The sequence below is a fragment of the Paenibacillus sp. FSL H3-0302 genome (assembly GCF_037982245.1).
Lineage (GTDB): Bacteria > Bacillota > Bacilli > Paenibacillales > Paenibacillaceae > Paenibacillus_AQ > Paenibacillus_AQ odorifer.
On record NZ_CP150284.1, the window covers coordinates 869942 to 890817 of the forward strand.

17 protein-coding genes are annotated in these 20876 nt (G+C 42.3%); 14 read left to right on the forward strand and 3 right to left on the reverse strand.

Features of this window, described 5'->3' with window-relative positions:
- Positions 1 to 4: 4 nt before the first annotated feature.
- On the reverse strand, positions 5 to 484 hold the full coding sequence (locus MHH50_RS03770; protein WP_256715812.1) for an NAD(P)H-dependent oxidoreductase: 480 nt from the start codon (positions 482 to 484) through the stop codon (positions 5 to 7).
- Between the two features lie 107 nt (positions 485 to 591).
- Between MHH50_RS03770 and MHH50_RS03775 the strand changes: the two genes are divergently transcribed.
- Positions 592 to 861, forward strand: coding sequence for a hypothetical protein (locus tag MHH50_RS03775; RefSeq protein ID WP_340033965.1), 270 nt, complete (start codon positions 592 to 594; stop codon positions 859 to 861).
- Between the two features lie 2 nt (positions 862 to 863).
- On the opposite strand, the gene MHH50_RS03780 is transcribed toward MHH50_RS03775, so the two are convergent.
- Positions 864 to 1802, reverse strand: a complete 939-nt coding sequence (locus MHH50_RS03780; protein WP_076128594.1) for a YafY family protein — start codon at positions 1800 to 1802, stop codon at positions 864 to 866.
- Positions 1803 to 1901: 99 nt separating this feature from the next.
- Here MHH50_RS03780 and MHH50_RS03785 point away from each other — a divergent pair, with 99 nt between their 5' ends.
- The 8 genes from MHH50_RS03785 (at position 1902) to MHH50_RS03820 (ending at position 11925) form a co-directional block, all read left to right on the forward strand.
- On the forward strand, positions 1902 to 2351 hold the full coding sequence (locus MHH50_RS03785; RefSeq protein ID WP_076128596.1) for a VOC family protein: 450 nt from the start codon (positions 1902 to 1904) through the stop codon (positions 2349 to 2351).
- A 240-nt stretch (positions 2352 to 2591) separates the two neighbouring features.
- The gene (locus tag MHH50_RS03790) at positions 2592 to 4289 is read left to right on the forward strand and encodes a hypothetical protein (RefSeq protein WP_340033967.1); all 1698 of its coding nucleotides are present in this window, start codon (positions 2592 to 2594) and stop codon (positions 4287 to 4289) included.
- Between the two features lie 113 nt (positions 4290 to 4402).
- Positions 4403 to 6283: a PAS domain S-box protein gene (locus tag MHH50_RS03795; RefSeq protein WP_076220374.1), complete on the forward strand. Its 1881-nt coding sequence runs from the start codon at positions 4403 to 4405 to the stop codon at positions 6281 to 6283.
- Between the two features lie 233 nt (positions 6284 to 6516).
- Positions 6517 to 6861, forward strand: a complete 345-nt coding sequence (locus tag MHH50_RS03800) for a YojF family protein (protein WP_076128602.1) — start codon at positions 6517 to 6519, stop codon at positions 6859 to 6861.
- A gap of 23 nt (positions 6862 to 6884) precedes the next feature.
- Positions 6885 to 7538, forward strand: coding sequence for a bacillithiol biosynthesis deacetylase BshB2 (gene bshB2 / locus MHH50_RS03805; protein WP_038574105.1), 654 nt, complete (start codon positions 6885 to 6887; stop codon positions 7536 to 7538).
- A 203-nt stretch (positions 7539 to 7741) separates the two neighbouring features.
- On the forward strand, positions 7742 to 9649 hold the full coding sequence (locus tag MHH50_RS03810; RefSeq protein ID WP_340033969.1) for a flagellin: 1908 nt from the start codon (positions 7742 to 7744) through the stop codon (positions 9647 to 9649).
- Positions 9650 to 9814: 165 nt separating this feature from the next.
- A complete protein-coding gene (locus MHH50_RS03815; protein ID WP_340033970.1) occupies positions 9815 to 11188 on the forward strand; it encodes a hypothetical protein in 1374 nt (457 codons plus the stop codon).
- Between the two features lie 80 nt (positions 11189 to 11268).
- Positions 11269 to 11925, forward strand: coding sequence for a SprT family zinc-dependent metalloprotease (locus MHH50_RS03820; RefSeq protein ID WP_038574107.1), 657 nt, complete (start codon positions 11269 to 11271; stop codon positions 11923 to 11925).
- A gap of 58 nt (positions 11926 to 11983) precedes the next feature.
- Here MHH50_RS03820 and MHH50_RS03825 read toward each other — a convergent pair whose 3' ends face one another.
- Positions 11984 to 13681 (reverse strand): PucR family transcriptional regulator ligand-binding domain-containing protein, encoded by a 1698-nt coding sequence (locus MHH50_RS03825; protein WP_339189592.1) that lies wholly within the window; start codon positions 13679 to 13681, stop codon positions 11984 to 11986.
- Positions 13682 to 14222: 541 nt separating this feature from the next.
- Between MHH50_RS03825 and MHH50_RS03830 the strand changes: the two genes are divergently transcribed.
- From MHH50_RS03830 to MHH50_RS03850, 5 genes are all read left to right on the forward strand, one after another.
- On the forward strand, positions 14223 to 14933 hold the full coding sequence (locus MHH50_RS03830; RefSeq protein ID WP_081388315.1) for a DUF2877 domain-containing protein: 711 nt from the start codon (positions 14223 to 14225) through the stop codon (positions 14931 to 14933).
- Between the two features lie 3 nt (positions 14934 to 14936).
- Complete coding sequence (fdrA, locus tag MHH50_RS03835; RefSeq protein ID WP_340033972.1) at positions 14937 to 16481, forward strand: acyl-CoA synthetase FdrA; 1545 nt, start codon at positions 14937 to 14939, stop codon at positions 16479 to 16481.
- Between the two features lies 1 nt (position 16482).
- Positions 16483 to 17913, forward strand: coding sequence for a DUF1116 domain-containing protein (locus MHH50_RS03840; protein WP_076098692.1), 1431 nt, complete (start codon positions 16483 to 16485; stop codon positions 17911 to 17913).
- Between the two features lie 89 nt (positions 17914 to 18002).
- A complete protein-coding gene (locus MHH50_RS03845; RefSeq protein WP_036684876.1) occupies positions 18003 to 19544 on the forward strand; it encodes a hypothetical protein in 1542 nt (513 codons plus the stop codon).
- Between the two features lie 34 nt (positions 19545 to 19578).
- On the forward strand, positions 19579 to 20844 hold the full coding sequence (locus MHH50_RS03850) for a tetratricopeptide repeat protein (protein ID WP_076308505.1): 1266 nt from the start codon (positions 19579 to 19581) through the stop codon (positions 20842 to 20844).
- Positions 20845 to 20876 lie beyond the last annotated feature (32 nt).

The window sequence follows — 20876 nt, forward strand, 5'->3', positions numbered from 1 at the left end:
TAGTTTAGTCCAGTCGTGCAAACCGTTGTTCTGTTTTATCAAGATGCTTCACCCGCTCTTCTAAGCTGCGATCTGACATCCCGGCATAATTATACCAACGGAGGTTCTTTCGTATTCCCATTTTGTGGAAGGTGCCTCTGAATAGAATTTTGGTGATGGGGTTGCCAAAAATCCAGCGATAAAAGAAGTCGGGCGTGTTCATTACGGTCAGCAGGGACACTCCTTTAATATTCGGGAGCAAGCATTTGAAGGGCCGCCCAGGTTTAGTTTCTTCGTAGACAATGCCTTTTGCGAATACCTTATCAAGGAAACCTTTGGTAAGAGCGGGCATGGCTTCCCACCATATAGGGAAAATGAAGACAATATGATCCGCTACTATAAGACGCTGCTGATAATTGGCGACTAGCGGGTCGGGGGTTCTCTTTTGCCGCCAAGCAGTGAGTTCTTCGTGCGACATGACGGGATCAAATCCATCGGCATGCAGATCGTATTCGCACGGAGTTTCTCCCCGATAATAAAAAAGAAGTGCTTTTTCTTACAACACCTCTAGGGAAAGAAATATTCGATTTGCATTTAGCCCTACATAAGCAGATGAATAAAGGGATAAACCGATTTCTACAGAGATATAACCCAGATGAATTGTTATTTATAATCCAAGCCTTCGAGGATACTTTGGAAGCGTCATGGGTTCATTCGGAATCGGTTGCTGAAAAAGAACCATTAACTGCCGGAGCATCTCTTGAGCCAGTGGAAAACGATGAAAGGAGTCAAATCGTAGACATGCTGAACCAACTGGATAAGCGTAACCTCAAAAAGGCTAAGGCAGTTCTACAAGCTATGTTTTTTACCCCTTTTGATTAGCTTTATATTTTTTGATAGTGATTTACGAGTTGCTCTAATTTATCTTTGATTATTTGTTTTAAGGCTTCAGGTTTCACGGATGTAACAGCATGACCATATCGCATAAAATAATTAGCCAAGAAATCCTCTTCACCTGGATTATAGAATCCCTTAATGACTGTTTTCGGACCAATTTCTATTTTCATAGAAGGATAATGCTCTTTATAAAAAATATCCTTTGCTTGTTCCGCAATCTCAACTTCAAAGTCAATACTTTTCGCAGACTGATAGATTTCTAATGAACGACTAAGAAGTTCTTCTATAGAATAACGAGCTTTGCTTTCCTCTTCTTCAATGAAGGTTATTCGATCACATCTAAAAACTCTATATGTATTCGTCGTAAGCTCTATTCCAGTGGCATACCATTGACCAAACTTAGCGGAAATCCTAAAGAATTGAACAGGGTAGATTTTTGTTTTGTTTTCTTTTGTATATGCAATGTTACAGGCACTCTCATTTAGAATACTTGCTAGGATTTTATCTAAAAAACGGCTGACATGCTTATGCTGATACATTTCGAATTGCAGGACCTTTTTCATTTTGTGAATTTGGTTGATTTGTGTACTCGAAAGACAGTGCTCGAACTTTTCGTTTAGCTTGTTAACACTCAGATGAAAGGGTGTAGATTGATAAGATTCTAACGTCAGCATGGCAAAATACAGCGCATAGACTTCATCTATCGTGAAAATAATAGGGGATAACAATCTGTTTTTTAGAATACCATAACGTCCGTGTCTTCCATGTTCTGCGAAAATAGGCATACCTAATTGTTCTAATGAACTAATATCGCGTAGAGCTGTGCTTTTTGAAATAGCGTATTTATCCATGAGATCACTTAAATTAAAGAATTCTCGACTGTTTAAGTACCTCATCATGTCATTTAATCGTTCTGATTTTTTCATATATAAAACTCCTTATAAAGGTGTCATGTTTTGATACCTTTATATAGGATAATAAGTTTAAGGCCAGATATCAAATATATAAAAGGAGAGATTTATACTATGAGTACAACACTAGAAGTAGCTATTTTTTTATCGATGAATGGAAGAGCTAAGGAAGCTATAGAATTTTACAAAGAACATTTTAACGCAGAGGAATTGCTACGTGTCACCTATCAACAACTAGCAGAGCGTGACAGCTCCATACAGCTTACGGATGAAAATAAGGATTATATTACTCACTCTGTCCTGTTAATCGGAAAAACAAAAATAATGATAGCAGAAGATACAATGAATACGAATGAGAAATATACAGTGGGCAATAACACTTCATTATGTATTCAAAGTGCTGACTTAGAGGGGATTGAAGGTTTTTATAAAAGCTTAATCACAGACGAGCGCGTGAAAATTATTGCTCCTTTATCTAGCAATGTGTTTAGCAAAGCCTACGGTATCATTGAAGATCCCTTTGGTATTCAAATCCAACTCATGTTTGATGAAAGATTACATTAAAAAAGCTTCCTGCTTCTAAAACAAACTAAGTTTAATATTCAGCCGACTAAATTTCAGGTGTATTGTCCTGAGTTTGGCCGGCTTTTTTCTTGAGAGACGGGTTGTCCCAACCAAACGATAGAACGCAGATCGCGAGACTGTGCAGATTGTGCTTTTTACGTTCATTTCAAAATTAAGGCGGCACAGCAAATTACCGATAAATATAATAGCTAATGATTATATCTAATGGAGGAAAGACGGATGAAGAGGATTTTTAGTATATTGCTGATGTTATTACTGGTTACACCAGCACTCGGCACTACAACCTTTGCGAGCAATACGGTGAAGGCTAAGGTAACCGAGAGCAGTACATATTTTGATGGAGAACAGCGGAACCTGAATGGGTTCAACATATCGAATAACAATTATTTCAGACTACGCGATTTGGCAGAGTATTTCTCGGGAACGAGCAGCCAGTTTGATATCACTTGGAATAAAGCGAACAATGCGATTGAGATCATAACTGGACAAGCTTATACGCCCGAAAAGAAAACAACAAGTAACTATTATAGCCGCAATAAAAATTATGCTGCTACGCTTTCAAGCTCTAAGGTGCTAGTCAACGGACAGTTACAGTCTATTACGGCGTACAATATTGATGATAACAATTATATTCAGTTGAGAGATTTGGCGGGTAAAATCCCGTTCGATATTGAATTTGACGTTCAGTCTGACCGCATATCGTTATTTTCCAAAATCCCAGATCATGCTTACCGGGTAAAGACGGCGGCTGTAGCTGAGAGTAACGGGGAATCTTCTTATTTTCCTAGATGGAAAAGTACGGCCTCTTCTTATCTTGTGAATAATAAGGATGGGACTGTAAGTGTTATTGAGGCGAACAAAGAGTTTACGATTGAAACGTACAATGAGAAGTACGAACTTACAGGCAATAAGAGCATTCCTTTTGAGCTTCCGGTGTTTGGTGGATTCTTTAGTGGGGAGAAGTATAACTATATTGCTTTTGGCCAAGAGAACCGCGAAGAGAATGATAGCAAGGAAGTCATTCGTATTGTCCGTTATGATAAAAGCTTCAATAGAGTAGACAGTGTCTCCATAAAGGGTGGGGAGAGCTATACCGTTAGCCCTTTTGATTCAGGCTCCGGCAGGATGGCTGAAGCTGGAGATACGCTTATATTTCACACTTCACGTACACGATACACGACAGAAGATAAATTAAATCATCAATCCCAGCTTACCATTATTGTAAATACTAAAACCATGACCGTGACCAATGATCTGGGAAGATTCCAGAAGAATCATGTCAGTCACTCTTTTGACCAATATGTATTGTTTGATGGTACTGCGCATGTTCTAGTCGATCATGGCGACGCTTATCCCCGTTCGATTGTTCTGAATAAAGGAGACGGAGCCAGTTATAACGAAGTGGACTTATTTAATATTCCCGGCAAAATCGGAGCGAACGCGACGGGTGTTTCTATAGGCGGATTTGAGATGTCCCAGGCGAACTATATAGTCGCTATGAATTCGGTAGATCATTCCCTAGTCAAAGAGTATACATCTTTTGAGATGGTGGGTTTAGAAACGGACCAAAGGGATGTCATGCTTAGTGTGTTGCCCAAGTCCAACCTGAGCAGTACTTCGGTGAATCACATTACCTTGGCTAAATATGTAGGCACGAACCTGATCGCGTCCATCCCTAAGCTAGTAAAAATCACAGACGACAAAATGATGGTGCTGTGGCAGGAGTTTGATAAAGAGAATCATCCGGGTGATCTGAAATATGTTCTTATAGATGGAGCGGGAAAAGCTACTAGCGACATCCAAACGATCAAGCATTTTGCCTTATCAGAGTGCAGTCCTATTATTAGTGGGGACAAAATCATTTGGTATACGAACAATAAGGGATCCAGAGTGTTCTATTCGATCCCGTTAAATTAACGGATTCAATTAATAACAAAGTGGGTAAATTAGACTATAAGCTATAAATAGGACCTTCTAAATAGAAGGTCTATTTTTTCACGCAAAAATTACATCATCCCATGGAGGTCGCTATGCATCGCGTAAATCTAAACCAGGAACAATTCAACCAACAGGTGATTAATCACGCCTCCTTTGGGATCGCCCTTTTATCGCCAAATGGTTTGATTCTGACCGTAAACCCGGCCTTTGAGCAGACTTTTGGTTATTCCACTGAAGAGTTTGAGGGTATGCGGTTAGAAGACCTTTCTCACCCCGAGGATTTCGGCAACCTTCATGATTTAAAAGCAGTTTTGGGTGAGGAAACAGAAGTGCAGATGGAAAAGCAGTTTATCACAAAAAATGGAGATTATATTTGGGGACAGCTCACGCTCCACCTATTCAGCGACGAGTCGAACCAGCCAGCATACTTCATTTGCCAAATCGTTAACATTACAAAGCAAAAGGAATCCGAGCAACGCCTTCAGGAGTCTGTTGAACGGTATACGTCGCTTAAAAAATATAACCATGACGCCGTCATTTCTTTTGACCTTGACGGTCGAATCATTAACACCAATAGTATGGCGGAAAAGATAACGGGCTATGCCATCGAGTCCGAGTTGATCGGGATGAAGCTTGCGAGTCTGATTGGAGAAGAGAATGTCCAGCGCATTCTGGAAAGAGCCCTTTACGATAATACAGTTGAGCAGTATATCAATAAGCTTGTCACTAAGGACAGCGAAGTCGTTGAAGTGCTCACCAGTATTGCACCTATTTATGTGAACAATCATAATATCGGATTTTATCTTATATGCAAGGACATTTCCGAGCAAAGGCAATTGTCGCTAGCTAAGGAAGCCGCAGAGTCCACGAATAGAGCTAAAAGTGAGTTCCTAGCTATGATGAGTCATGAAATTCGCACTCCCATGAATGGGGTGATCGGCATGACTGATATTCTGCTTGAAACAGAGCTTAATGAAGAACAACGTGAATATGTAGAAATCATTCGCAAAAGCGGAGGAATCCTGCTCAATATAATCAATGATATTCTTGATCTTTCAAAAATTGAGGCAGGCCGCAGCGAGCTACAAGAGGATACATTCGATCTGCGAACTTGCCTCAAGGACAGTTTTTCTGTTATTGCAATAAAAGCTGAACAAAAACATCTGGAGCTCACCAGCATCATAAATCATGATGTTCCTGACTTTATTTACGGTGACGAGGAACGCTTGAAGCAGGTGTTCTTGAACCTGCTAGGGAATGCTGTGAAATTCACACCCGCGGGCAGCATATCGGTAAAAGTGAGGCTTGTAAAGGATGATCCCTTCCTGCTGGCCTTTACGGTAACCGATACTGGCATTGGAATTGATCCTGATCGACTTACTGATATTTTTGAACCGTTTGAGCAGGTGGATAGCTTTATGATGCGGAGACATGAAGGCACGGGTCTTGGCCTTGCCATCAGCCGCAGAATTGTCGAAATGATGGGTGGTGAGATCTATGCGGAGAGTGACGGCAAGAGCGGTACGTCGGTTACCTTCACAATCAGGCCCAAGAAATCAGTGGTAATTCCTAGCCAAGAGGCTAACATTAACAAGCTTCATACCGCACGTGAGGCAAGAATTTTACTTGCTGAAGACAACTCTATCAATGCGCTAGTGCTGACCAAAATACTCGAAAAAATGGGTCACAGTGTTATCGCCGTCACAAACGGCATAGATGCGGTTGAAGCAGCACGGAAAGAACCCTTTGATCTTATTTTATTGGATCTTCACATGCCCGTTATGAACGGTATAGAGGCTATGAAGATGTTAAGAGATGAGCATCAAGAGAAATGTCCGCCCATCATCGCGGTCACGGCTAATGCTTTGAAGGGTGACCGTGAAAATTGTCTAGCTGCCGGAATGGACGAGTATATCAGCAAGCCTGTAAAGCGTGAAGTCATCATAAAGATGTTAGATCAGTTTGTGATCTAATATAAACAGCATAACCTCTCAGTGATATTATCCCCTTCAGGTGAACAGTAAAAAGCCAGTCCATTACTGTTACACTTGGAGGGGATCGCTCTATCCATTGAATTACATAGCATTGCACGTTATACTTTGATGAGAAATACGGACCCGCTTATCATATAACAGATCCGTCCTTCTATAAGGTATGGATCTTATTTTTTGTATGTATATATTCAGTCAGAGACGGAGGCGCAACATTGCAGCTAATCAATCAATCAGAAGTACAAGATAGGATCGACCTGCTTAAAGATCAGGATCTATATATCCATCTTGAGATGACAACGGGAGCCTACGCTGCCCATTTAGATAGTTCGAAGCATCCAGCCGCTACTTTTATTACCAATGCTGTTATTCGATATTCCCATGGTTCGATTTCCGGCAACGGTCCTTATCGGGTCGGCTTAAAAATGTCGCAGGGCTGGGTTTACTCGGAAGGGCTAACTCACTATGAAGAGAGTGAGACAGGCAGATTGATTATGGCTGGACATGATGCTCAAGGCAAACTGATCGTATCGTTACAATTAAGCCGAGAGCCGTTCTAATGGAAGAGGAGATGAAGAGTTCTGTGGAAAAACATATTCTTGTTATTTTGCCACATCCGGATGATGAGGCCTTCGGTATATCAGGTACCCTTGCCAAACATATACAAAATGGGACCCAAGTTACCTACGCATGCCTAACGCTTGGAGAAATGGGCCGAAATATGGGCATCCCGCCCTTTGCGAATCGGGTAACCCTCCCGGAAATACGTAAGAAGGAGCTGGAGGAATCCTGCGAGGCTATTGGCATACAGGATTTAAGAATGCTTGGTTTTCACGACAAGACGATAGAATTCGAAGATCAAGTCTTGCTCGATGGGCAGATTGATGCGCTCTTGAAAGAGCTTAAACCTTCGTTGATCATCACTTTCTATCCAGGGTACAGCGTACATCCTGATCACGATGCTACTGGAGCCGCAGTGATCCGAACCGTTGCAAGACTTCCAAAGGAAGAAAGACCTCCTGTTCACTGTATAGCTTTTGCTAATAATATTGTAGAGATTGGGGAGCCAAAGGTTATCAATGATGTGAGAGATTTCCTCAAGCACAAGATGGCGTCCATTCAGGCGCATCGTTCCCAATTCCAAGCTGCTGAGCTGTTGGGCAGCAAACCTTTAAATGATAAAGAGATCCAAGCTCGTTTTGGAACAGAACATTTCTGGATTTATCCGTTTGAATGATAATGATCTAGTCAGAATTTTAGCGGTGATCTGTTGTCGGTGCTTAACCGGTGATAGATCGCCGTTTTTGTATGTGAATATTCAACTTTTCAGCGGGGGACGGTGGGAATTTAAGGCGAGGCCTTAAGACACGGGTAATTTGACCTAAAAAATTACTAAGGACTATCCGATATAGAAGATACTAACAATTGAAAGGTGATTAAATGCGAATCGGTCACAACATCACGTCTTTAAATAGTTTGAACAGATTAAATAAAAATAATAAATCTATTACAAGTTCACTAGAGAGGTTATCTTCTGGACTTCGGATAAATATAGCGGCAGATGATGCTGCAGGATTAGCAATTTCTGAGAAAATGAGAGCACAGATTCGTGGATTGTCTCAGGCAGCAAGGAATACACAGGATGGTATTTCACTAATTCAGACTGCTGAGAGTGGACTTGGAACTATACAAGATCCTAATCTGCTAAGACTACGGGAGCTTGCAATACAGGCTTCAAATGATACCTTAACAAATTTTGATCGAACATTGATTCAAAAAGAAGTTGAGCAGATAAAGCTTGGGATAAATGATATTGCTAATAACACTCAATTTAATGGAATTCATTTATTGAATAATGACCTCGAAGTAAACACGAATATTACCCCAGTACAGGGCAATATAAGTACGAACTGGACCGCTAACATACCTGCCAGAGATTTATCTAAGACTTCAGATGGAGGTTACGTCGGAATAAGAATTCCCGGTAATAATCCCTTCAAATTAGATAGTATGGGTAATCTGGTTTGGTCACAAGCAATTCCTAATATGGATGTGTATAGTATTAAGGAATCTAGTGATGGTGGTTATATTTTATTAGGAAATGATTTCTCAGCAGGGGCAATTTCCGATCAAAGGATAAATATAATTAAATGGAATGCGAATTTGAATGAGCAGTGGAGTACAGGGGTATCTGGTGTCTACTCCATTATGGGGAATGAAGTAATTGAGACTAGTGACGGTTCCTTTATTGTGGCAGGGACGGGTTCCGGTATTCAAAATTGGGATGGCCTTATGGCTAAATTTAATAGTAGTGGTGTGCAACAATCCACCTCGATAGTGGGTTCTTCACAATCCAATCCTGTTGGCTATGGAAGCGAAGAATTTAATTCTATTATTGAAACTGCTGACGGCGGTTATTTGGCTATTGGTTCATCAAGTCTCAAACTAAACGGTTCTTATACCGATAAGTCAAGCTGGGTTGTGAAATATGATAGTAACTTAAATCCGTTATGGGACACACGAGTCGGTGCTGCTGGGGATGATGAAGGTTACCGGGCCATCGCAACCAGTGATGGAGGGGCCATAATTGTTGGTTCTTATAACGACTCTACTAAAACTAGTGGATTAATCTATAAACTAGACAGTAGTGGAAACGTATTGTGGGAGAAGAATATCTCAAATGAAACTTCCAACTCCAGTCAACTTACTAGCATTACAGAAATGAAAGATGGGAATTACATCGTTGGAGGAATAGTAGATAATAATTATCGTCTTTCCATCTTTGATCCACAGGGTAATGAATTGGCTAATGTTAATCTAAATGGTGGGGGCTCTACGGATAGACTAAATAACATTATTAGTAATGATGACGGAAGTTACACTTTTTCAACTACAACTGGGATAACCAATTTCAATGTATCTTACGGATCAAACCCTGGTACCACATATGATTACAAAACAGTAAATCTTCAGGTGGGAGCAAACTCTGGGAATAACTTCGCTGTTAAATTAACAGATGCTAGAACTACTGCTCTGGGAATTGCGGATATAGATCTTTCAACTAGACAAGGTGCCGAATTAGCGATTTCGAAAATAGACAAAGCTATAAATACCGTTTCATCCAGGCGTTCAATGTACGGCGCGTATCAAAATGCATTAGAACATATCCATAATAACCTAACCAATTACGAAGTAAACTTAACAGCAGCTGAATCACGAATAAGAGATGCGGATATGGCAAAGGAAATGATGAAGCTTACCAAATACAATGTCTTATCTCAAGCATCGCAAGCGATGTTGGCTCAAGCTAATCAACAGCCTCAAGGCGTGTTAGAGTTGTTAAAATAGGGCTATACATACAGTCTATGCATTTCAGTGCATAGGCTTTTTTTAGAATCTATGATGATCTAAGAAATGATTTACAAAAAAAATTCCAGAGACTATTATATTTCTATGCGTAATATTTTCCTTTTTTAACTAGATTATTGTAAGAATTTATCTTTGGAGGTTCAAATGAAAAAGCACGACAAAATCATTTCCTTCATCTTCATGTTCATTATGATGGTGACGGCTATTTTCTGGGTAAACTCGACCACTAGTTGGTCTATGATGGGTACCCTTGCTTCCGTGGCCTGTTTCGTACTTTTTGTATTATTGGGACTCCGCACTATACCTGTTTTGACAGATTTTGTTCTGACAAGTACAGCACCTGAAGTAACTCTGGAAGATAAAATACGGGACAGAAAGCAGGCTTGGCTATATATTATCGGCTGGGTTGTGGCTAGTAGGGTCTTGCTTATGATTATCGGGTATATATTTTTGATCATACAGAATGGCTATTCCGGTGGTTTGTTTAGCAAAATAGCTGAGACCTGGCATATATCGGGGATCGACGCTTCACATTATTTGGGCATCGCGGAGAATTGGTATGTGACGGAGGGAGATCCGAAATACCATATTGTGTTTTTTCCTTTTTTTCCAAATCTAATTAAAGTAGTTCAGGTATTCGTAGGGAATTATCTCGTCGCTGGATTCATCGTTTCTAATATTTGCTCGCTTGTCGCTGCCTTGGTCGCCTATGAGCTTGCCGCACTAGACATGCATCGAAAGAGTGCTATGCGAGTAGTAAAGTATATTTTTATATTTCCGGCTGCGTTCTTTTTCTTCATCCCAATGACCGAATCTTTATTTCTGGCCTTATCGCTGTTGTGTTTATATTTTGTGAGAAAAAAAGAATGGCTCATCGGATGTTTATGCGGTGCACTTGCAGCGTATACGCGTTCTCCAGGGGTACTGTTGATTGTACCGGTTGCGATTGAATTTGCACGAGAACTTATCGGGAATTATAAATTACTAGAGAAAAAAGCGTTTATACATAAACTGACCACCGCCATTGGCTGTCTTGCTATCATATCGATGGGTTTGCTGGCTTATCTTTACATCAACTACTATGTTACGGGAAATGCTTTTCAGTTCAGTATTTACCAGAGGGAGCATTGGTCACAGAAGTTCTATCTCTTTTTCGATACCGTAAGATATCAGATGGAATATGCGGTGGGCACCTTTAAAAGTGGAGATAGCCGTTCTTTTCTCGGCATGTGGCTGCCTAATTTAATCGCTATATTCTCAGCACTAATTATCATGTTAATGGGAGCAAGAAAACTACGGCCATCCTACACTGCTTATTTTATCGTGTATTTTGCTTTCGTAGTGGGAGCTACTTGGCTGCTGTCAGCCCCGCGTTATTTGCTTGTTGCCTTTCCGCTAGCTTTTGCTGCCGTTGCGCTCACTAATGAAAAGCCGAAGGATGTTGCACTCACTGTTATATCTGTTGTGGGTAGTATACTGTACTTGGCAATGTTTGTAGCGGGATATCCGGTGTATTGAGGAATCGTGTTAAAATAGGAGAACGCCTAGGTGCGTTCTTCTTTTTTATTGCGAATAATCTTATAGAAACGATGGTGGGTATGAAGATTGATTACGACAATCAGGTGATCGAGTTTAATGTTCAATATGGAAACGGGAAAAAAATCTCCATTCATATAGATTCGTCAGGGCGCATAACACTCAAGGTACCTAAGAAAACATCTGAAGAGACGATTAAAAGTGTGGTTGAGCGTAATGGAAAAATGATTGTGGAGAAGCTGCAAAGTCTCGAAGCGGCTCGTGAAACACCAAAGATGATCAGAGCGTACGAAGATGAAGGAAAGTTCCTGTATCTAGGCAAATATTATTCTCTGCATGAGCTTATAGAGACAGCGGAGCTAAGTGAAGAACAACTTCAGTTAAAGCTGAAAAAGTTCTATTTCTCTAGCTGCAAGAAGCTTATAGGAGAGCGGATCACTAGGTACCAGACGCAGCTTAGAGTAAAACCTAAGAGTATCGAGATTGTAGAGTCCAGGACCAAATGGGGAAGCTGCAGCTCCGATAAAAAGCTAACCTTTAACTATCGTCTGGCCATGGCTCCCGTGGAGGTTATCGATTATGTGATCATCCATGAGTTATGTCATTTGCTGCATATGAACCATGATCGCTCCTTTTGGCGACGGGTTGGAAGCCTAATGCCGGATTATAAGGAGAAGGAAGAATATTTAGCAAGATATGGACGGGCTATGACGTTATGAAAAGAAGGGTATTCCAGTGCAACTAGAGTAATAGTTGCCGGGAATACCCTTCGTTATTTTAACCCCTTTGCAGCAATCGATAGAGGTTAAGTGCCAGTTGAATCTCGAATAACTCATCTGAGTTTTTCAGATCTATATTTAGCAAATCTTTGATTTTATCAATCCGGTAAATAAAGGTGTTGCGGTGAATAAACATCGCTTTGGCGGCTTCGGTTACATTCTGATTGTACATAAAATAGTACTCCAAGGTAGACATGAATCTCGTGTTCATCGTCTGGTCATGTTCATAGATGCCTCCCAGAACTTTGTTAAAGAATGTCTCCATTTCCGTAGGCTTAATATTGGAATCCAAAAAATGATAGACAGAATAATCCTCGAAGTGAGCAATGCTCCGGCTGTCTTTATTAAACCGCTGCATGAGCCGCATAGCTTCCTGGGCCTCGAAGAAGCTTCGATGGAGCGAAGCAAGTGTCTTATACTGACTGCCAATGCCGATGAGAAAATGATTTTTAGTCATTTCCTGAGCCAGCAACTGCAGCACCTCTTGAGCAAAGGCTTTCGTATCGCTTACGGAAATTGGCGGTTTATTTTCATTTTTTCCGATCAAGATGATGATTTGCTGATTGCGATAGTAACAGATTAGCTCTCCACCTGCATTACTGGACAAGCCATAGATCAAATTGACACATTTTTTGACCATATGCTCCATTTCGTATTTTCTATAAACCATGTCCGTGTAGTTTTCCAGCTGTGTAGCTTCAATATGGATAACTGTACAGTAATACGCATAGTTAACTTTAAGCCCATGCATAGCAGATAGGGAATGCAGTGTTTCTGTTGAAGTAATATTGCCAGCTAATAAGTCGTCGAAGAAGTCCTGCCTAATTTTATGCTTTACCTCTTCGATTTCCTTGGCTTTGATCCGGTCCAGTGCAAGCATCGTGGATACATGCTCTAATGCGGTGTAGTCAAATTCAACCAGCTTGCGTACCGTTTGCAGAACGACGATATACGCGTAAGCGTTACTGGATACAGAAACCGGCATAATGCAGCACTTGTACGGCTGTCCCTGAGAATAGTAGGTGCGTTTGATGGATTTTTTGATTTCAGTAATATACTTTGGAAAAGCTACCGTGAACTCTGGTGGAAAAACTGGCCTGTTCTTCACCAGTGGCAGGAATTCCTGAAGTGGAGATGGGTTATCCTTATGATCTGTATAGCAGAGTAGGTTCCAGTCTCTATCTAATATAAGAACAGGGTTATGGATCGTGTCGGACAATTCCGCCGATATTTGCTCAATACCGCCTCCTTCGAGTGCGATTTTGAACAGCGCATTATGAAGGTCGAGCGAGCGTCGGTTCACAGCATCGTAATCCGCGTTGGTCTTTTCGTTAATGATCGCAATGACTCTGGACAAGGTGTATTCAAAAGGGAGCTCCAGTAGCGGGAGTCCATGCTTATCAGCAAGCTCGATCATATTCTGCGGGATAGCATCGAAATATCGCTTCATTTTGATGCAGAGTCCTGCACAGTTATTCTCCACCAGCTCATGAATGAATTTGTTCTGCAGCTCCGTGCTGTCTTTGAAGATATATCCGGTGGATAAAAGCAGCTCGTTCGAGGTCAGCCAGTCAAATACGTCCGGATTCTCGATGATATTAACTACGGAGATTTGATTGTTTAGGCCAGAATGCCCCGCAACGATCTTTATGCCTTCGATGGATTTGATTTGTAAGATATCTTTTATCGTTAGCATCAATTCACACCTCTCATCTTCGCCCATTGTGCAATGTGCATAGTGATTACTTGTTGTTTTTAGTGTTCTTGTATGATGACCCCCAGTGTGCGGAGGACTACAATAAGGGTGTCAGGTAACGTTTATCCGTTAAACTGTGATATATTTCACAAAAATATCCTTTTTCACACAGAAAGCAGCTCAGTCTTCATCATTCTTAGAATTTTATGAACTGAGTGTAACATCTTCTATCATTCATCATCAACCGTTAAGGTTTTTTTATGAGAACGCTTTCTATATAGGATAACCTGACAGTAAGTGACCAAACCATTATCTACTTCCTTCTCAAGGGGGCGATCAAACGGAGCATTCTCAGAGCAAGTGTACCTCTTATTTAAAAGCTGGAATATCCAGTGATAGCGCGTTCTTTCATCGGATTCGAGAATCAAGATTTTTCGGAAATGTACACAGCATATTTGAGCGGACGATAAATGTAAGGTGCAAGACAACTGATGAATTATATACCATTGCGAGCAGTAGGATAGATAATGCGCCTAATACTTTGATCACAGAGGTTAGTAGTTTTTCGGATCTTGGACTGGTTGTGGGAGAAGAAGTTTTTGCGGAGAATGATCAATTATATATTGGCACTAAGCTTTCAATATCGATCAAGGAACTGACAGTTTGGCAGAGCTCTTTATCTATTTTTCCAATAGAACTAAAGACGCTAAGAGATAATTTGGCTGCGGCAAAAGCTTATATCAATAGCTATGGAAAACCAGGCGGTATGAAGCAGTTTGCGGGTTCTAGCAGCTTTGAGAGAGAAACGATGCGGCTGCTGGAAGAGCGATCTTCAGGTCTTCTGAATGCCTTGGCGAATGACAGCATGGAAGATGCTGCTCATTATGCAATTCGACTAATGGGATTAGGCCCAGGGCTGACTCCGTCGGGAGATGATTTTTTAGTTGGATTGTTTGCTGTGATCCATCTGCCTCAGAGTCCTATTAGTAAATATCAGCCGTGGTGCAGGGAAGTCGTGAACGAAGCAGCTGAATTAACGAATCAAATAAGCTATATGGCTCTGAAAAAAGCGGCTTGGGGTCAGGTGAGAGAGTCAATGGGTCAGTTGCTGCATTCGCTCATGTATGAGAGTAAGGAAAATATGCTTCTTGGCTTATCGGCAGTGCTGGATATAGGTTCTTCTTCCGGAACAGATATTGCCTTGGGGATCATTAGCGGTTTGGATCTTAATCTAGAACAACGTTGGAGGTAAGATATGTCGACTAAAATAGTAATTAAAAGAAACACATACTTTGATTCCGTCTCGCTCATGTCGTTGTCGACCAAAGCGAATCAAATAGAGGGTGTCGAACAAGCTTTTATCGCAATGGCTACTCAAATGAATAAAGAGGTATTAGCGAATGTAGGGCTGATAACCCCTGAGCTAGAGGAAGCTAAGAATAGTGACCTGATGATCGTAATCAAAGCAGCATCCCCTGAACTGGCTGAAGTTGCCTTTGAAGCAATCGAAGAGCTGTTTATTAAAAAAGACAGTGCAGTTGGTGGTACAGCGCTTAAATATCCAACAATTGAGTCGGCAGTGAAGAATATGACAGTAGCTAATCTTGCAGTGATTTCAGTCAACGGAGCGTTTGCAGCCAGAGAAGCAAGAAAAGCGCTGGAGAATAATCTCCATGTCATGATGTTCAGTGACAACGTAAGCGTAGAAGACGAAATTGAATTAAAAAAAATAGCACATGAGCGTGGATTGCTGATGATGGGGCCGGATTGCGGAACCGCGATCATTGGAAATATGGCCTTATGTTTTGCCAATAAGGTTCGTAAAGGCAATATCGGCATCGTGGGTGCATCCGGCACAGGAAGTCAGGAAATCAGCGTGCGGATTCACGATTTTGGCGGAGGCATCTCACAGTTGATTGGCACAGGCGGCAGAGACCTAAGTGAACGTGTCGGCGGAGTAATGATGCTTGATGCTATGAAAGCGCTTAACGAAGACGAAGCCACTAAGGTCATTGTGTTGATTTCCAAGCCACCCGCCAAAAGTGTGGAACAAAAAGTGCTGAATGAAATCAAAAATATGCATAAGCCTGTCGTGGTCTGCTTTATCGGAGGAACGGAGGAAGCTGTTCTGGAAGCAGGTGGACATTTTGCCAAAACAACCAAAGAGGCCGCGCTAAAGGCGGTAATTCTATCCGGCATTGATGAGAGTCAAATTGACAAGCATCCGCTAAACCTTCCGCTGATTGAAGAGATTAAGGTCAAGCTGAAGCCAGAACAGAAGTATATTCGTGGTTTATTCTGCGGCGGTACTTTATGTGATGAAGCAATGTATCTAGCGATGGAGAAATACGACGATGTCTATAGCAACATTCCAAAAGATTCGGAATATCAGCTGGGTGATATCCATATCAGCCAAGGACATACATTTATTGACTTTGGGGATGATGGGTTCACTAACGGCAAACCACATCCGATGATTGATCCTTCTTCACGGATTGCCAGATTCAAGCAGGAAGCAAAGGACCCGGCGGTGGGCGTGATCATTATGGATTTTGTATTAGGCTATGGATCGCATGAGGATCCAGTAGGTGTTATGGTGCCTGCAATTATTGAGGCTAAGCAAGCAGCGGAACAAGAAGGCAGACATTTGGAGATTGTCGGCTATGTACTTGGAACCGATCTGGATACACCTTCCGTCCAAGAACAGCTTGATAAGTTGGTATCCGCGGGCGTTACCTATGCAAGCAGTAATACGAATGCAGGACTTCTTGCCAGAGGTTTTGTAGAGAAGGGAGTATAACATGAGCAGAATCAATGAGTTATTTAAGAGTGAACTTCACGTTATCAATGTCGGCCTAGAAATGTTCAAGGATGATATCCTGAAGCAAAAAGGCAACGTAACCCATCTGGAATGGAAGCCACCTGGTGGAGGTAAGCCCGAATTAATTGCCGCACTGGATGCGTTAGAGCAAGAGGGGATTGCTGCAAAGATTGAGGCTGCCAACAAGCTGGCTGTAGAGCGAATCGTGAATTCACAACCGGTATTGGTTGGTTTTGATCAAGCGATCAATGTCGTACCAGGGATGACTAAGACTACGATATTACATGCAGGGCCTCCGATTACCTGGGATAAGATGAGTGGTCCCATGAAAGGTGCAGTTACCGGCGCTTTGGTCTTTGAGGGCTTGGCGAAGGATCTGGATGAAGCTGCCGAACTAGCGGCATCAGGTGAGATTACGTTCTCCCCTTGTCACGAGCATAATTGTGTGGGGTCCATGGCAGGGGTAACCTCAGCCTCTATGTTCATGCACATTGTAGAGAATAAAACGTATGGCAACATCGCTTATACGAACCTTAGTGAGCAACTGTCGAAAATCTTGCGGATGGGTGCAAACGATGAAACGGTCGTTGCCCGTTTGATCTGGATGAGAGATGTGCTTGGACCGATGCTGCGTGAGGCGATGAAGTTCTCTGAGAACGGCATTGATCTACGGCTCATGTTATCACAGGCGCTCCATATGGGAGATGAATGCCATAACCGCAACAACGCTGGAACGACTCTTTTGATTCAGGCATTAACGCCGCTTATCCTGAGAACGGATTTTACTAATGAGCAGAAAATCGAAGTGTTCGATTTTGTGGCTATGAGTGATTATTTCTCCGGACCAACCTGGATGGCTCTTTGTAAATGTGCGCTTGATGCTGCCCATGGCATCGAGCATAGCACCATCGTAACAACGATGGCCCGCAATGGCGTGGAATTCGGTATTCGTGTCAGTGGAATGCCAGGCAATACCTGGTTTACCGGCCCTGCGCAAAAGGTTGTCGGACCGATGTTTGCAGGGTATAAGCCGGAAGATTCGGGTCTCGATATCGGTGACAGTGCGATTACCGAAACGTATGGTATAGGTGGCTTCGCCATGGCAACCGCGCCGGCGATTGTAGCATTAGTTGGGGGAACCGTAGATGATGCCATGAACTATTCTGTGAAAATGAAGGAAATCACTACAACGGAGAATCCAAATGTGACGATTCCTTTGTTGAACTTCCGCGGAATTCCTACTGGAATCGATATTCGTAAAGTGGGTCAAACCAGCATTATGCCAGTGATCAACACGGCTATTGCCCATAAGGATCCAGGTATCGGAATGATTGGAGCCGGAATCACTCATCCTCCAATCGAGTGTTTCGAGCAAGCCATTCTCGCTTTTAGCCAGAGCATGCATTCATAGAACCACCCGCCCTTCAGGCCTATTCAAGGGCCTGAGGGCTTCATAAGCCATTGGTATGTAAGCGCTAACGATCTAGGGGGAGATTTATTATGGATCAAGTATTTATGAAGATGTTCTGGAAAAAGGGAGATTGGGCCGCGTTTTTCGGGTTGCTTGCTAACAATTTAACCAATCTGCTTACGATGATTTCACTGTTAATTTTTGTAGTAGGATTTCCGGAAGGTATGGTTTACGGCAGAGTCGTTCCTGCGTTTGGACTCGCGATTTTTATCGCAAGTATTGCTTATGGCTGGTTTGGATATCAGCTAGCCAAAAAAACAGGCCGAACGGATATAACCGCATTACCTTCAGGACCTAGTGCTCCATCGATTTTTACGGTAACTTTTCTAGTGTTAATTCCCGTATTTAGAGAAACCAATGATGCATCATTTGCGCTGCAAATTGGTCTCGTATGGTGCCTGTTCGAAGCTTTGATCCTTATTGTCGGCTCATTTCTGGGAGATGTGCTGCGTAAGGTTATTCCAAGAACCGTACTTTTATCTTGTTTATCTGGACTTGGATTGTTATTGCTGGCCATGAACCCGATGCTGCAATCCTTCGAAACACCAGTTGTTGCTTTTGTTGTACTTGTGATCATCTTTATTAACTGGTTTGGCAAATCGCCGATATTCAAAAAAATTCCTACAGGATTCCTGCTGCTGATTGCAGGAACCGCGCTGGCTTGGATATTCGGCTTGCAGAATCCAGAAGCGATCACAACGGCTCTTTCAACACTGGGGTTTAATCCACCTGAGGTGCATATTACCAGCTTAATTCAAGGGATTCCGCATGCCTTGCCATACCTGGCTTCTGCAATTCCATTGGGACTGGCGAATTATATTTTTGACCTTGAAAATATTGAGAGCGCACATGCTGCGGGAGATCCTTATAACACTCGTAACGTCATGCTAACGAACGGGGTTGCTTCAAGTATTGGTGCTTTTACAGGTAATCCGTTCCCGGTAACTGTGTACATTGGTCATGCAGGCTGGAAATCTATTGGGGCTGGACTTGGTTATACCATAGCTTCTGGTTTCTCCATGTTAATTATTTGTCTCTTTGGTATAGGGGCACTGCTGTTGTCTATCATACCTGTTGTGGCGATTGTTCCGATTCTGGTCTATGTCGGGGTCGTTACGGCGAATCAGGTGGTTCGAGAGACACCTAAAAATGAAGTTCCCGTTATCTTTATCACCTTGTTCCCATGGATTGCTAACTGGGCTTTAACGCTTGCGAACAACATTTTTAATGCGGCTGAAACTTCGGCTTCTAAGGTGGGGATTGATCTCTTATTAAGTAAAGGGGTTTATTACAACGGCCTGATGCATTTAGGAAATGGTGCACCGCTTAGCAGCTTGATTTGGGGCTCCATCACTATTTTCTCTATCCTGAATAAACCACTGCGGGCTGCTGTCTTTGCTGTAATCGCGTCTGGCCTATCTTTATTTGGGATCATTCACGCGCCGACTGTTGGATTTGCTCAAGCTTCACTTATGCCGTTCGTATACGCCTATTTGATGGTTGCAGGATTATTTGTTTATAAGCATTTTTCAGACCTTCGTGACCCAGCGAACAAGCTGCAATCCGAATAAATAATTGATAAAAAGAAATAGGAGAGCTAAAGCCATGACTAATCAAACTCTGTCAGAAGATTTAATTCAAGCAGCGGATCGCGGGGATTTAGCTGCCGTAGAACAGCTTTTAGCTCGTGGTGCCGATGTTCATCATAAGGATGCCAGTGGTCGTACTGCGCTGATGGCGGCAACGCAAAAAAATCATATTCCTCTCGCTCAAAAGCTGATTGAAGCAGGCAGTGACGTGAATGCAAGAGATATCACTATGTTATCACCCTACCTGTGTGCCGGTGCCAATGGATTCCATGAGATTCTGTCTTTAACTCTTGCCGCAGGTGCGGATACAACCAGTGTAAATCGTTTTGGGGGAACTACACTGCTTCCTTCCAGCGAGAAGGGGTATCTAAGAACTGTTCAGAAATGCTTGGAAGCAGGCGTTGCAGTTAACCATATGAACAATCTGGGATGGTCTGCCTTGTTGGAGGCAGTAATTCTCGGGAATGGTGGCCGTTTATACTCCGATATTATTCAGTTGTTGGTGGATGCTGGAGCGGATGTTCAATTGCCGGATCGTGACGGCAAATCATCGTTGCAGCATGCAGAAGAGCTGGGACAGGAGAGGGTCATCCGTATTCTCAATAAAGAAAAGCTAACGATTCATCCAAGTATTCAAAGCGCTCAAGAGCTAGCTCGGGCAGAGGATTTCCTGAAAGCGAGTTTGGTTATGGAACATGCAATGCAAGAGGACAGTAATAATTCAGACTTCTATTACTATAAAGGATACTTCTTAGGGGAACTCGGGAGATATGAGGAAGCTCTGGCAGCCTATCAACAGGCACTTACTATCGATCCGGATGACCTTGATTTCTATTTCTACACCGCAAATGCCTACCGAATGATGAAGCGATCCGAGCAAGCGTTAGCAGAGTATGATAAAGCGATAGAACGCGATCCTGGCGAAAGCTTCTTCCGCTATCATAAATCCAATTATTTAAGAGAGTTGGGCAGGCATGAGGAAGCGGTTAAAGTTATGGATCAGCTTCTGGAACAGCAGCCTGAACGGTATGATTTCTCGTTTCATAAGGCGAACAGCCTGAGATCACTTGGCCGGCATCAAGAGGCAGTTGAGGCGATTGAGAACGCAATTGCTAACGATCCGAGCAATCCTTTATATCATCATCATAAGGCACAGTCACTTGGTTTACTTGGTGATCATGAAATGGCCATTCAAGAAATAGATATTGCTATCAGCTATAATCCTGCCAATCCGGATTTTCACTTCGCGAAGGAACAATTTCAGCTGGCCCTTAAACGCTAATAAATGAGGATCAACTGATCCGTCAGGAGGAA

Bases quoted from the DNA above. Each gene is read 5' to 3' on its own strand.
- MHH50_RS03785 (WP_076128596.1), top strand. From the start codon at position 1,902: ATGAGTACAACACTAGAAGTAGCTATTTTTTTATCGATGAATGGAAGA.
- MHH50_RS03775 (WP_340033965.1), top strand. From the start codon at position 592: ATGAATAAAGGGATAAACCGATTTCTACAGAGATATAACCCAGATGAA.
- MHH50_RS03840 (WP_076098692.1), top strand. From the start codon at position 16,483: ATGAGCAGAATCAATGAGTTATTTAAGAGTGAACTTCACGTTATCAAT.
- MHH50_RS03780 (WP_076128594.1), bottom strand. From the start codon at position 1,802: ATGAAAAAATCAGAACGATTAAATGACATGATGAGGTACTTAAACAGT.
- MHH50_RS03850 (WP_076308505.1), top strand. From the start codon at position 19,579: ATGACTAATCAAACTCTGTCAGAAGATTTAATTCAAGCAGCGGATCGC.
- MHH50_RS03825 (WP_339189592.1), bottom strand. From the start codon at position 13,681: ATGCTAACGATAAAAGATATCTTACAAATCAAATCCATCGAAGGCATA.
- MHH50_RS03810 (WP_340033969.1), top strand. From the start codon at position 7,742: ATGCGAATCGGTCACAACATCACGTCTTTAAATAGTTTGAACAGATTA.
- MHH50_RS03845 (WP_036684876.1), top strand. From the start codon at position 18,003: ATGGATCAAGTATTTATGAAGATGTTCTGGAAAAAGGGAGATTGGGCC.
- fdrA (WP_340033972.1), top strand. From the start codon at position 14,937: ATGTCGACTAAAATAGTAATTAAAAGAAACACATACTTTGATTCCGTC.
- MHH50_RS03815 (WP_340033970.1), top strand. From the start codon at position 9,815: ATGAAAAAGCACGACAAAATCATTTCCTTCATCTTCATGTTCATTATG.
- MHH50_RS03795 (WP_076220374.1), top strand. From the start codon at position 4,403: ATGCATCGCGTAAATCTAAACCAGGAACAATTCAACCAACAGGTGATT.
- MHH50_RS03820 (WP_038574107.1), top strand. From the start codon at position 11,269: ATGAAGATTGATTACGACAATCAGGTGATCGAGTTTAATGTTCAATAT.
- MHH50_RS03790 (WP_340033967.1), top strand. From the start codon at position 2,592: ATGAAGAGGATTTTTAGTATATTGCTGATGTTATTACTGGTTACACCA.